Origin of the sequence: Flagellimonas aequoris (assembly GCF_003584165.1) — a bacterium.
Taxonomy (GTDB): domain Bacteria; phylum Bacteroidota; class Bacteroidia; order Flavobacteriales; family Flavobacteriaceae; genus Flagellimonas; species Flagellimonas aequoris.
This window is the reverse complement of the sequence record NZ_QXFJ01000008.1, coordinates 63,037-76,063: the sequence shown is the minus strand read 5'-3', so window position 1 is coordinate 76,063 and position 13,027 is coordinate 63,037. Positions and strand designations below refer to the sequence as shown.

The window sequence follows — 13,027 nt, the reverse complement described above, 5'->3', positions numbered from 1 at the left end:
TTATCAGATTTCAATATTTTTTAATCCCTTACCTAAATAATTTGTCGCCACGGTCGTGAACACCACTATACTGATGGAACTCAATGGCATCAATATAGCCGCAATGACCGGTTGTAACTGCCCGGTAACGGCAAAGTACAATCCAACTACATTATAGCAGAGTGACAATAAAAAACTCATCTTTATGACCTTCACGGAACTTTTGGACAACTTGATGAACTTGGGCAACAACTTCATTTTCGTGGCATCCAAAATACCGTCGCAAGCTGGGGAAAACACATTGATGTTCTCCGAGACCGCAATACCCACATCGCTCTGCGCCAAAGCCCCTGCATCGTTCAGTCCATCGCCAACCATCAATACGGTATGTGCTCTTTGAAGCTCCTTGATGTACTCGAGCTTATCCTCAGGTTTTTGATTGAAGGCCATTTCGGTCTTCTCCGGCAAAATCTGCTGTAAAAGTTGCCGCTCCCCATCATTGTCCCCAGAAAGCACTCCCAAATCCATGTCGGTGCCCAACTCTCCGAAAATGCCGCCAATTCCTTCCCGGTAGGTGTTCTTAAAAACAAACCGCCCCTTTACATCCTCATCGGCACTTACATAAACCGCGGTACTGGTCATGGAAGGGGATGCCTCTTTCCCTACATAGGCCGCCGAACCTACTTTAATGGAATGCTGCTTTGCCCTTCCTTCAATCCCCTTCCCTGTATGTTCCTGGAATTCATCCAAGGTCATAATGGCATTGGATTTTAAAATATCATATAAGGAACGGCTCAACGGATGGTTGGATGCCCTCAGTGTGGTCTTCAACAAGGCTGTTTCTTCTTCTGTGAGTTCCATGCCCTCGTAGACAATGGCATCTTTCTGATTGGTAGTGAGTGTTCCGGTCTTATCAAAAATGGCGGTATCGATTTTGGCCAACCGCTCTATGACATTGGCATTTTTTAGGTAGAACTTGTGCTTACCAAAAATGCGGAGCATGTTGCCCAATGTGAACGGGGCCGCCAATGCAATGGCACATGGACAGGCTATGATCAAAACAGAGGTAAACACGTTCAGGGCCATACCGGGAAGGTAAATCAACCAAAAAACAGTGGCCAGGGTTGCAATCGTTAAAACTGCAATGGTAAAGCGTTTTCCTATACTGTCCGTCAGCGATTGGAAATGGCTCACCTTGTCCTTGGAGAAAATGGAATTGCCCCACAATTGGGTCAGATAACTTTGGGAGACGGATTTGAGCACTTCCACTTCCAACACATCACCCAATTGTTTTCCTCCCGCAAACAACTTTTCCCCCGATTCCCTAAAAACAGCTTCGGATTCACCAGTCACAAAACTGTAATCGATTTCCGCATGGCCCTTGATCAAAATGGCATCCACAGGGATGATCTCGTGACTGCGGATTAAAATACGGTCGCCGACCTCAACATTATAAATCTGGACGTTTTCCTCTTCCCCGGAACTTTTGAGTCTTGTAACCGCAATGGGAAAATAGGATTTATAGTCGCGCTCAAAGGAAAGGTAGGCATAAGTACGTTGTTGAAAGAATTTCCCCAACAAAAGAAAGAACACCAATCCGGTGAGGCTGTCAAAAAAGCCAGAGCCCAAGTTGAACACAATATCAATGGTGCTACGCAGAAAAAGGGTAAGGATTCCCAACGCTATGGGTACATCAATGTTCAACAATTTGGAACGAAGCCCTTTATATGCCGAAATAAAATAATCCTGGCCCGCATAGAATACCACGGGAAGGGAAAAGGCGAACATCAACCAACGGAAGACCACTTTGTATTGGTCCAGCCAAAATTCCTGTACCTCAAAATATTCCGGAAAAGAAAACAACATCACATTGCCAAAGGCAAATCCGGCCACTCCCAATTTATAGATCAGGGAACGATCCACCTTTTTGTCCTTCTTATTGTATTCCTCCAAGGAGATATAGGGTTCATACCCAATGCTTCCCAAAAGTAGCACCAAGGCCTTTAAAGAAAATTCTTCGGTTTTATACGTAACCCGAATGGTCTTTTGGGGAAAATCGACTTGGGAGACGGTAATGGCAGGATGCAGACGGTTCAGATTTTCCAACACCCAGATACAGGAACTACAATGAATGGTGGGAATACTCAAACTTATCACCTGTACGCCTTCTTCATTAAACTCCACCAACTGTTCCACAATTTCTTGGTTGTCCAAAAAATCGTACTTTTTCCGGATTTCATTGGGTGTGGTTCCTGCCTTGGCCTCTATTTCATAATAGGTAGCCAGACCATTGGATGTAAAAATCTCGTAAACGGTCTTGCAACCGTTGCAACAAAAATCCTTATCATCAAACCGAACCCCATGGTTTCCGCAATCATCTCCACAGTGATAACAGGTTGAGTCTGCCATTATACATTTGCTTTACCTGACGCAAATTTGAGATAGTCTGCTCCTTAAAAATATGATATTTATCAGTAAATTGTGGACACATATCCCTTAATTTTGTTCAATCAGGTAAACTAAACAGTATGGAAAGCAGATGTGAAAATTGTATCATTAGACAATTTAACTCCCTTCGTGCCATGAGCAAGGAAGAGTTGAAGCACGTGTCTGATTCCAAGATCACAAAGACCATTAAAAAAGGGGAACCTCTCTTTGAAGAAGGAGACAAACTCAACGGTGTCTATTGTGTGAGAAATGGAATTTCCAAGCTTTCCAAACTGAGTGCCAACGGTAAGGACCAAATCGTGAAATTGGCCACCAAGGGCGAAGTGCTGGGCCAACGTTCGGTGATTGCCGAAGAGAGTACCAACCTATCCGCCATTGCCGTTCAGGACATGGAGGTATGCTTTATTCCAAAAGAAAGCATTACCAACACCCTGCAGAAAAACCCCAATTTTACTTTGGAAGTTCTGCGCCATATGGCCCACGATCTTAAAGAAGCCGATGACGTGATCGTGAACATTTCCCAAAAAACGGTAAAACAACGCATTGCCGAAGCCTTTCTTTACCTAAAGAACAATTTTGGCGAGGACGAGGATGGTTTTTTGGCCCTTACCCTCTCTAGGGAAGACATTTCCAACGTTGTGGGCACCGCCACCGAATCCGCCATCCGTATCATTTCCGAGTTCAAGAAGAAAGGACTCATCCATACTTCCGGTAAGAAAATCGGTATTAAAGATGAGCGCAAGTTGATGGAAATGGTAGAAGGTTTTTAAGCCCACATCCCCAAACCTGACAATTGTCATAGAATCCCCCTATCCATAGGTTTAATTTTATCGCATCATATTCTTAGTCAGATGCAAAAGATTTTAATACCTACGGATTTTTCGGAAAATGCATGGAATGCCATCGACTACGCCATGCAATTGTTCCGCAACAAACGTTGTACTTTTTATCTGCTCAATACCTACACCCCAGTGATTCCAAGTAGCCGTTTTATGGCGAAAATGGTGGATGGCGTTCGTATTGTTGATGCGGTGAGGGAGACTTCTGAACGAGGATTACAGAAAACCGTGGTCCGGATAAAAAGCAAGTATGGTAATCCCAACCATACTTTTGAGACCATTTCATCATTCAACCTATTGATGGAAGAGGTAAAGGACATTGTGGAAACCTTGGGTATCCATTTGGTGGTTACCGGAACCAAGGGAGCTTCAGGTGTGGACGAGGTTTTTATGGGGAGCAATACGGTGCGTATCATAAAAAGCACCAAAAAATGCCCTATTCTCGCCATACCCTATAATTTTGAATATGTGACTCCATCGGAGATTGCATTCGCCACCGATTTTAATAGGTTCTATACCACTTCGGAACTTTCCCCTTTATTGGAAATGGCTAAAATGTTCAAGGCCACCATACGGATCGTGCATGTACAATATGGCATTAAGGCGCTTTCAGAATTACAGCAGTTCAACCTGAACATGTTGCGAAGGTACCTGGGCGATGTGGAACACTACGTGCACACCGTTTCCGAACTTAACTCTGTGTCCCACACTTTGGAGATGTTTTCAAAGGAACTTGACATCCATTTGCTGGCCCTGTTGAACTATCAGCACAGCTACATGGAAAAAATGACCCGCGAGCCCATCATCAAAAGAACCGCGTTCCACACGCAGATTCCCTTGTTGGTGATCCCGGAATTGGGCATGGAAGGCATTAGTGTCGAGGAAGAACAGGAAGAGGAACAAAAGATGGAATCACATCATTAATTAACTCTCCCTTCCTATCTTTAAGCCCGGATCCGAAATTCCCAGATCCGGGCTTAATTTTCATATATGACCAAACAAGACCTCATCGAATGCCACGATCGGATAAAACCGTTTATCCACAACACCCCTGTACTTACCTCCCGTTTGATCAATGACATGACAGGCACCCACTTCTTCTTTAAGTGTGAAAACTTCCAACGAATGGGGGCCTTTAAAATGCGGGGAGCAGCCAATGCCATTATGCAATTGTCCGAAGAACAAAAACGAAACGGAGTGGTGACCCATTCCTCGGGAAATTTCGCACAGGCCCTTTCCCTTGCAGCGCAAGGTCTGGGGGTGAAAGCTTACATCGTAATGCCCAATACCGCTCCCCAAGTGAAAAAAGACGCCGTCAGGGGCTATGGAGGATTTGTCATCGAATGTGAACCTACCTTGGAGGCGCGTGAACGTGAATCCAAACAAATCGAGGAAAAGTACGGGGCAACCTTCATACATCCATCCAACGATGACCAAGTTATTTTGGGACAAGGAACGGCTTGCATGGAATTGTTGGAGGCATATCCCGACCTGGACTTTGTGGTGACCCCTGTGGGTGGAGGCGGACTGATTGCCGGAACGGCCCTTGCCGCACACTATTTTGGAAAACAGTGCAAGACCATTGGTGGAGAGCCTTTGGAAGTGGACGATGCCTATAGATCCCTGTTGAGCGGTAAAATAGAAACCAATGAAACCACAAATACGATCGCGGATGGGTTAAAAACCCAATTGGGAGATAGAAACTTTCCCATAATCCAACAACATGTGGGGGAGATCATACGGGTGAAAGAAGCTGAAATCGTTACCGCCATGCGGATTCTTTGGGAGCGGTTAAAGATTGTATGTGAACCTTCCAGTGCTGTTGCTTTTGCCGCTGTATTAAATCAAAAGGAAAAGTTCAAAGGAAAAAAAACAGGTATCATCATTTCGGGTGGAAACGTGGATTTGGCCCATTTGCCCTTTTAAAAAAAGATTATTATTTCTGGAAGTGCATAATGAAAGTGGTACCCACATCTTTCTTACTTTTCACCTCTATCCTTCCGTTCATGGCTTCCACTTGCGTCTTGACCAAATAAAGCCCTAACCCCTTACCCTCTGTGGCGCCGCTCAATCTTCCATACATATCAAAGATTTTTCGCTCCCTTTCCGGTGTCAATTCTATTCCAACCCCGTTGTCCGACACCGTTAATATCACTTCGGAATCGGTTTCTTCCGTGGAAAGTTCTATGGAAGGTTTTTCCTCTTCCTTGGAATAGTGCAGTGCATTTAGAATCAGATTATAAAGTATGTTGTTGAGATAGCTTCTGATACCCATGATTCCCTCGGCCCTAGAAAAATTCGTTTGGATCACGGCTTCTTTCTTCTCGATCTCGTCGGCTAAAAGGCCATCCACATCCTTCATCACCTCTTTTAACTTGACTTCCTTGAAATTTTCCTTGTCCACCCTTTTTAAGGACAAGGATAGGTTCAAATCCTTTATGGTCTGGTCCAGTGCCTCGGTGGTATTCTCAATTTTCTTCATGATGTCGTCATTCATGTCATGGGTACCCCAATCATAAATTTTGGACAACATCAATAGATTCGAAATCGGTCCTCTCAAATTATGCGATATGATCCTAACAAAGTTCTGCAACTCATTGTTCTGTTGGACAATCTGCTGATTGGAAAGCACATCCTTGGTAATGTCCTGTGTGGTCCCCGACATCCGGTATGGAACACCGTTCATATCATAAAACGCCCTTCCTATCTGGTGTACATAACGCACCTCCCCATTGTTGACCACTACCCTGTGCACAATGTCATGCATTTCTTTTTCATTGATGCATTTTTCCACATCCTCATTGAACGCTTGCTGGTCCTCTGGATGGATGATGTTCATCAAAGCTTCGAAAGTGGCTTCAAATTTTCCCGGAATCTGGCCAAAAATATGGAACAACTGGTCTGACCATGTGATTTCATCCCTCACCATATCCCAGTTCCAATGACCAAGGTTGGTAATCTCTTGGGCCTCTCGATACCGCTGCTCACTTTCCTCAAGTTGATGGATATTATTGACTTCTTGGGTCACATCCTTTTGCCAAATAAAACATCCAATAACGTTTCCTACATGGTCCATAAAGGGTTGAAAGGAAAACTCATGGACAACGGTGCTATTGTCTCGCAAAAAAGTATGCTCCGAAGTGGTCGCGTACCTGTTAAGTGCTTTTTCGCAACCTACCCTACATGGGTTGAAGAATATTCCCTTTTCATAGATTTCAGAGAGATCCATTCCTTTCAGGGCCTCTCCTAGATGTTCGTCCCTAAGTCTTTGCTCAAATGAGGCGTTATAGGCCGTAAGTCTATAGTCCCTATCCATAGACCATACAACATCACCTCTATCCTCAACAATTTCTACCTTGTTATGAATAAGTATCTGCTTCTCTTTCACTACTTAAGTTGTTGTATATCAGCTTAAAATTGTAGCAATATAGAAAATTATGGTTCGCTATTTAAAGGAACCCTGCAAATAATCCTCCAAATGCTCTATCTGCAAAGGCTTGGTAATGAATTCCTTAACGTATTTTTTGTATTTTTTGGCCTCCTCCTTGTCCGCATCGGATTCAGAAGATGTTACGAGCAAGACCTCATTGGTCTCCGGAAAATCCTCGAGCATCATGAATTCCAAAAATTCAAAACCGCTCATTTCTGGCATGTTGATATCCAATAGGATCAAGGTTTTTGTGTTGGGATTATCCCTAAAACGAAGATCATCCAAGGCCAATTCCGGATTGGTAAAGCTCTTTACCCTTTCTTCCAATCCCATTCTTCTAAAATGGATTGCATTCACCGTGTTTACGAGGTCTTCGTCATCGACCAAATAAATTTCCTTGTACATAGTGTCTGGCAATAATAAATTAAGTTAGTTTTTAGTTTGAGTTCGTTAAATAACGATAAAAAAATCGATAGTTGACAGAAAGTACAACTCCAAATTCAAAATTTTATTGCAAGATTGAATTGGTCAAACAGTCTCTAATTCCAGTATCCCCAAAGCCATCTTGGGAATGTTTTTGATTGTAAATAAATGAACGTCAGCATGATTCTCCTGAACGCTGATAAGGAATCATGCTGCTTTTAAAGATATTTATTTTTTTTCATAAAATTATATAGATAATTCAATATTTTTCGTTTTTACTTCCTCATATTGCGAATATCCAAATTCATCCTTGGGTTCTTGTAGGAATATTTGATACCTGTCCTTTACTTTCAAGAATATCTCAAAAACCTGCTAGGTCCTATCATAGGATTGTCAAAAAACCAAGTTTCCCATACCTCATTTTAATATTTAAAAAACTTATTTTCAATTGTTTAAATCCAATATTTAAAAAATGTGCAATAAAAGCATCGCACTCAACATGTTTGAATTAATTCAAATTAAAGTAATCTTTAGCTTACATATGTTGAAGAAAATAAATTTAAAATCCGAACATATCATATATGCTTTGCTTTTGGTATACTATTGCGTATATGTTCAAGTTTAAATTGTAAAAAACCTTCAGGTAATTGGCACCAATATCATTCTTCCAATGGATGCCTTCTCCAAACAGGTCCTCAAATTACTTCAGGTATCGGGAGGGAAACAGTTCATAGGCGATCAATCCCAGGCATAACTTTGGGCATAAAAAAAGCTCCCATAAAAGGAGCTCTATTCTTTTGTGCGGATGACAGGAATCGAACCTGCACACCTTGCGGCACTAGATCCTAAGTCTAGCGTGTCTACCAGTTCCACCACATCCGCGTAAAGGAGTGCAAATATAAATCAATTTTCCGATTTGCAAATGCACTACCTTTAAAAACTTGTTTTTTGTACTTTTAGTGTCCTTTTTAACACATTTATGGAAGACATCAACAACTACATCAACTCCAACAAGGACAGATTCATCAACGAACTTATCGATTTGCTAAAAATCCCCTCCATCAGTGCAGATACCGCTTATTCCCACGATGTGCTGGAAACTGCCAAGGCCGTTGAAAAATCCTTGATCAACGCGGGTTGCGACAATGCCGAGATTTGTGAGACCAAGGGCTATCCCGTGGTCTATGCCGATAAGATCATCGACCCCAATTTACCCACTGTACTGGTCTACGGCCATTACGATGTACAGCCACCGGACCCCATGAACCTTTGGGACTCCCCTCCGTTTGAACCCGTCATCAAAAAAACAGAAAAACACCCTGATGGGGCCATTTTTGCCCGTGGCGCCTGTGACGATAAAGGTCAGTTTTTCATGCACGTGAAGGCGGTGGAATTCATGATCAAAAACAACCAATTGCCCTGTAATGTCAAGTTTATGATCGAGGGTGAGGAAGAGGTCGGCAGCGATAGTTTGGCCGGCTTCCTGGAAGCAAACAAGGAAAAACTCAAAAATGATATCATTTTGATCTCCGATACCGGAATGATTTCCAACCAAAATCCTTCCATCACTACCGGTTTGCGTGGCCTGAGCTACGTGGAAGTGGAGGTTACCGGGGCCAACCGTGACCTGCATTCCGGAATTTATGGCGGGGCGGCACCCAACCCCATCAACGTATTGGCCAAAATGATTGCTGCCCTTCACGATGAGAACAACCATATTACCATTCCTGGGTTTTATGACAAGGTAGAAATCATTTCCGATGAAGAACGTGCTGAAATGGCCAAGGCTCCCTTCGACCTAGAGGAATACAAAAAGGCTTTGGACATTGGAGATGTACATGGGGAAAAAGGGTATACCACCACGGAACGTTTCGGTATACGGCCCACGTTGGATGTAAACGGTATTTGGGGCGGCTATACCGGAGAAGGTGCCAAAACTGTTATTGCCAGTAAGGCCTATGCCAAAATTTCCATGCGATTGGTCCCCAACCAAGATTGGCACGAAATCACGGACCTGTTCACCAAGCACTTCACTTCACTTGCACCCAAAAGTGTAAAAGTAAAAGTGACCCCCCATCACGGTGGGCAAGCCTACGTGACCCCTATTGAAAGTGATGGCTACCAAGCGGCAGCCAAAGCCATTGAAAAAACATTTGGAAAAAGTCCTGTGCCTCAACGCACTGGAGGCAGTATTCCGATTGTGGCCCTATTTGAAAAGGTATTGGAAAGCAAGACCATTCTATTGGGATTCGGGTTGGACAGTGATGCCATCCATTCGCCCAACGAGCATTTTGGGGTATGGAATTTCTTGAAAGGGATCGAGACCATCCCTTATTTTTATAAATATTATGCGGAGATGAAAGCCTAGAGCTTCTTCACGTATTTGGTTAGGATGACGATTTGTTGACCGTCTACCTTGCCTTCAATATATTTGGCATTTTCGCGATCCAGGGAAATCCGTCTCACGGCGGTTCCCTGTTTTGCGACCATGCTAGATCCCTTCACCTTCAGGTCTTTGATGAGCACCACGTTGTCGCCGTTTTCCAAAACAACCCCATTGGAATCACGATGCACCACCATATCCGCGGCATCCTGACCTTCGCCGGTTGCCTTGGCCCAGGCCAAGACTTCATCATCCAAATACATCATGTCCAACAGATCTTGTGGCCATCCTTCGGATTTTAATCGATTCAACATACGCCAAGCCACTACCTTCACAGCATCTTGCTCGCTCCACATGCTATCGTTCAAACAACGCCAATGGTTGGAGTCCACGGTATCAGGGTTTTCAATCTGACTTAAACAGGTAGCACAGGCCAACACGCTGCCATCCAAACCTCCGGTGGACACTGGTGGCACTTCATATACCTTCAAATCTTCCGTAGCGCCACAAAGTTCACATTGGTTACCACTCCTGTTCTGTAAATCTTCCAATAATCCCATGATGTTGTATTTGACCGCAAACTTAACATTTTTGGAAAGTAAAACATCCCAATATCAATTTTAACAAACTCTACATTTGTAGAATTAAAATTTTTATTCTATGTTTGTAGAGCAAATTAAAAACACCACAGATGCAGTTGTCAAAAGCAGAGGAAGAATTGATGAACATTGTTTGGATGTTGAAAAAGGCCTACATGAAAGACCTTTTGGACGCTTATCCGGAACCCAAACCGGCCACCACTACGGTAGCGACCCTTTTAAAACGGATGGCAGACAAAGGCTTTGTTGCCTACAACACTATAGGAAGAAGTAGGGAGTACTATCCTTTGGTGAAAAAGCAGGATTACTTTTCCAAACACGTGAACGGGCTCATCAAAAACTTTTTTAATGACAGCGCCAGCCAATTTGCTTCCTTCTTCGCCAAAGAAACGAACTTGAGCAAAGCTGAATTGGAAGAATTGAGAAAATTGATAGACAACGAAATCAAAAAGAAATAACTATGTTGGTCTTCCTGTTAAAATCTACCGCATGCCTAGCCATTTTCCTGGCCTTTTACAAACTGGTACTGGAAAAGGAAAGCATACACCAATTTAAGCGATTCTTCCTTTTAGCAGCGTTGATCGCCTCCTTTTTGATCCCAGCTGTAGTCTTTACCGAATATGTCGAAGTCGCACAACAAAACACTTTCACCTCTACTCCGATCACAGAAATTTCAAATGCAGTAACCGGGCAAGTAGCTGCAGAGGAACCCATTCTTGATTGGGAAATTGGATTGTGGATGGTTTATGTTTTGGGTGTTATCGGATTTGGTTTTCGATTTTTAAGGAACTTGGCTCAGATTACGTTACGTATCCGCAAGAATCCCAAGTTCAAGGAAAATTTTATTACCAGGGTACTCTTGAGACAATCCCTTCCTCCCCATACATTTTTCAACTATATCTTTTTGAACCAAAGGCAATTTGAGGAAAAACATATTCCGCAGGAAGTGCTTTTACATGAAGAAACCCATGCCAAGCAACGGCATAGTCTGGATATCTTGCTCATTGAATTGGCCCAGGTCATGTTGTGGTTCAACCCGATCATCTACTTGTTTAAATCGTCCATTAAGCTGAACCACGAATTTTTGGCGGACAGGGCGGTAATCAATGGGAATGACGACCATTCCCAATATCAAAATACCATCCTATCGTACTTATCACACGGTAGCTTTGAACAACATCAGTCGACCGGCATTGCCAATGCCATTAATTATTCATCAATCAAAAAACGGTTTACAGTCATGAAAACAAACACATCAAGAAAATCATTTGTATTGAGGAGCCTGCTCGTGCTTCCGCTTACGGCCCTATTATTATTCGGGTTTAGCGAAACAGAGATAGTCCCCATGGTAAAAAATGCGAGTTCGGAAACGTCCATTTATCCAAAGTCCAGCCATCTAAATACAGTCGAAGGTTTGTCCCCAAGATCAATAGAGCTGGCTGGTTTAGTGATAGATTCAGAAACCTTATTACCCTTGGAAAATGCGACTATATTGGGGACCGATGGGCAAATTCTCTCCAAAACCGACAACCGAGGTTATTATACGGTCGAGCTGGAAGTTTCAAACCCAGGGGAGATTTATTTTGATTTCTCCGTGGCCAAAGAAGGTTACAATTCAATTGCGCAAAAGGAACACTGGGGAGATCTACAGGGCAACATTAGTTCCGCCATGTATTTTGCCATGCGACAAAAGAAGTCAAGTGCAAAAGAACTTTCTTCCTTGGTAACAAATCCAAAGAATCTCGATTACGAAACGATTCTAACGAGCTATAACCGAGTCAAAGAGGATTTCGAGTTTCATAAAAAGATGGACGAGGCCAAAAGGGGCAATCAAAATGTTTTTATGCAGGTGGAGGGCCAATACTATCTGGTGGGCGATAGTTGGATCAAACTAAATTCCAAGGATGATTTGGTCATGGTCGATGGCAAAACCATCCTACCAGCCTTCAAATTGAATAAAACCATCAAAAGAAATCAAATAACTGGCATGACACCCTTGGAAGCAGGCCAAGGAGCGGACTTTGCCATATACACGGTGTCTGCCCAAAAAGCCATCGATTTCATCGAAATCTTTATCAATAATAACGGTAAGTTATTGTTTCAAGGGAACATCGTTCCTTTGGAGGATTTAAAGCAAACGCTTTCCAAAGTCAACGAACATCTTTCCTTTGATCAACGCAAAAAAATGGTTCGTTCGGTCATACACGTAGAAGCCAAAACGCCAAAAGATGTCATCCAGCAGGTGAATAAGATCTTTGCGGAATATGGTGCTGCCACCATCAACATTGTAGGTCCAGAAACTTCCCTACAATCCAGTGCCTCGCGTGAGGAAATGAAGGAATACAATACCTTGGCCAAAAAGTACAATGAAATGGACCGTAACCATATGTACATTCAAAAGCAAGAGGTGATGCGGTTAAAGGAAATCTATGGCAAAATGTCTAAAAAACAACGGGAAGATGCAGAACCCTTCCCCAACTTTCCACCACCACCTCCAGCACCTGCTGCACCTGAACCTCCTAGCAATGCTCCTGCAACAGAAGTAACCGTTCATTCTCCTTCTGGCGTTGTGCCGGTTCATGAACCAACTTCCACCCTACCTGCTCCTCCACCTCCACCAGAGCCTAAATCTCCTATGGAGCACATCAAGGAAATGGCAGCGAAAGGAGCCACCTTCATGCATAATGGAAAAGAAATAACCGCCAAGGAAGCCATCCAGGTGCTGGAAAACAATAAGAGCATTAATATTGATACCAGAGGATCGGATAGTGGTAAACCTATCGTGAAACTCTCTACATCACCCATTGTGATAGAAAACTAGACCTCCAAAAACTCTCATAATGTTAAAAGCCCCTTAATTGGGGCTTTTTATGTAACAATATTTCCAAAATCACGTTCTAATATCCTATCAATCAAAGAGAACACG

The 13,027-nt window shown here is 43.1% G+C and carries 10 protein-coding genes and 1 tRNA gene; 6 read left to right on the top strand and 5 right to left on the bottom strand.

Annotation, left to right across the window (positions count from 1 at the left end):
- Positions 1-3: 3 nt before the first annotated feature.
- Positions 4-2,388 carry a heavy metal translocating P-type ATPase gene (locus tag D2U88_RS01280; RefSeq protein ID WP_119638491.1) on the bottom strand — a complete coding sequence of 795 codons (2,385 nt, stop codon included), beginning with the start codon at positions 2,386-2,388 and terminating at the stop codon, positions 4-6.
- 119 nt (positions 2,389-2,507) lie between these two features.
- On the opposite strand from D2U88_RS01280, the gene D2U88_RS01275 reads away from it, so the two are divergent.
- The 3 genes from D2U88_RS01275 (at position 2,508) to D2U88_RS01265 (ending at position 5,192) form a co-directional block, all read left to right on the top strand.
- A complete protein-coding gene (locus D2U88_RS01275) occupies positions 2,508-3,197 on the top strand; it encodes a Crp/Fnr family transcriptional regulator (RefSeq protein WP_119638490.1) in 690 nt (229 codons plus the stop codon).
- 81 nt (positions 3,198-3,278) lie between these two features.
- Positions 3,279-4,190 carry a universal stress protein gene (locus D2U88_RS01270; RefSeq protein ID WP_119638489.1) on the top strand — a complete coding sequence of 304 codons (912 nt, stop codon included), beginning with the start codon at positions 3,279-3,281 and terminating at the stop codon, positions 4,188-4,190.
- 66 nt (positions 4,191-4,256) lie between these two features.
- A complete protein-coding gene (locus D2U88_RS01265) occupies positions 4,257-5,192 on the top strand; it encodes a threonine/serine dehydratase (RefSeq protein ID WP_119638488.1) in 936 nt (311 codons plus the stop codon).
- 10 nt (positions 5,193-5,202) lie between these two features.
- Here the strand turns inward: D2U88_RS01265 and D2U88_RS01260 are convergent, their stop codons facing one another.
- The 3 genes from D2U88_RS01260 to D2U88_RS01250 form a co-directional block, all read right to left on the bottom strand.
- The gene (locus tag D2U88_RS01260; protein WP_147378499.1) at positions 5,203-6,654 is read right to left on the bottom strand and encodes a PAS domain-containing sensor histidine kinase; all 1,452 of its coding nucleotides are present in this window, start codon (positions 6,652-6,654) and stop codon (positions 5,203-5,205) included.
- Positions 6,655-6,711: 57 nt separating this feature from the next.
- Positions 6,712-7,101 (bottom strand): response regulator, encoded by a 390-nt coding sequence (locus D2U88_RS01255; protein WP_119638486.1) that lies wholly within the window; start codon positions 7,099-7,101, stop codon positions 6,712-6,714.
- A gap of 818 nt (positions 7,102-7,919) precedes the next feature.
- Positions 7,920-8,001 (bottom strand) — tRNA-Leu (locus D2U88_RS01250).
- Between the two features lie 97 nt (positions 8,002-8,098).
- On the opposite strand from D2U88_RS01250, the gene D2U88_RS01245 reads away from it, so the two are divergent.
- Positions 8,099-9,487 carry a dipeptidase gene (locus D2U88_RS01245; protein ID WP_119638485.1) on the top strand — a complete coding sequence of 463 codons (1,389 nt, stop codon included), beginning with the start codon at positions 8,099-8,101 and terminating at the stop codon, positions 9,485-9,487.
- On the opposite strand, the gene D2U88_RS01240 is transcribed toward D2U88_RS01245, so the two are convergent.
- A complete protein-coding gene (locus tag D2U88_RS01240; protein WP_119638484.1) occupies positions 9,484-10,062 on the bottom strand; it encodes a PhnA domain-containing protein in 579 nt (192 codons plus the stop codon). The two genes, D2U88_RS01245 and D2U88_RS01240, sit on opposite strands and share 4 nt — an antisense overlap.
- A gap of 131 nt (positions 10,063-10,193) precedes the next feature.
- Here D2U88_RS01240 and D2U88_RS01235 point away from each other — a divergent pair, with 131 nt between their 5' ends.
- The gene (locus D2U88_RS01235) at positions 10,194-10,559 is read left to right on the top strand and encodes a BlaI/MecI/CopY family transcriptional regulator (RefSeq protein WP_119638483.1); all 366 of its coding nucleotides are present in this window, start codon (positions 10,194-10,196) and stop codon (positions 10,557-10,559) included.
- A 2-nt stretch (positions 10,560-10,561) separates the two neighbouring features.
- Positions 10,562-12,922: a M56 family metallopeptidase gene (locus tag D2U88_RS01230; RefSeq protein ID WP_119638482.1), complete on the top strand. Its 2,361-nt coding sequence runs from the start codon at positions 10,562-10,564 to the stop codon at positions 12,920-12,922.
- The last annotated feature ends 105 nt before the right edge of the window (positions 12,923-13,027 follow it).

Excerpts from the sequence above, each read along its gene's own strand:
- D2U88_RS01280 (WP_119638491.1), bottom strand. The coding sequence starts at position 2,388 with ATGGCAGACTCAACCTGTTATCACTGTGGAGATGATTGCGGAAACCAT.
- D2U88_RS01275 (WP_119638490.1), top strand. The coding sequence starts at position 2,508 with ATGGAAAGCAGATGTGAAAATTGTATCATTAGACAATTTAACTCCCTT.
- D2U88_RS01270 (WP_119638489.1), top strand. The coding sequence starts at position 3,279 with ATGCAAAAGATTTTAATACCTACGGATTTTTCGGAAAATGCATGGAAT.
- D2U88_RS01265 (WP_119638488.1), top strand. The coding sequence starts at position 4,257 with ATGACCAAACAAGACCTCATCGAATGCCACGATCGGATAAAACCGTTT.
- D2U88_RS01255 (WP_119638486.1), bottom strand. The coding sequence starts at position 7,101 with ATGTACAAGGAAATTTATTTGGTCGATGACGAAGACCTCGTAAACACG.
- D2U88_RS01245 (WP_119638485.1), top strand. The coding sequence starts at position 8,099 with ATGGAAGACATCAACAACTACATCAACTCCAACAAGGACAGATTCATC.
- D2U88_RS01240 (WP_119638484.1), bottom strand. The coding sequence starts at position 10,062 with ATGGGATTATTGGAAGATTTACAGAACAGGAGTGGTAACCAATGTGAA.
- D2U88_RS01235 (WP_119638483.1), top strand. The coding sequence starts at position 10,194 with ATGCAGTTGTCAAAAGCAGAGGAAGAATTGATGAACATTGTTTGGATG.
- D2U88_RS01230 (WP_119638482.1), top strand. The coding sequence starts at position 10,562 with ATGTTGGTCTTCCTGTTAAAATCTACCGCATGCCTAGCCATTTTCCTG.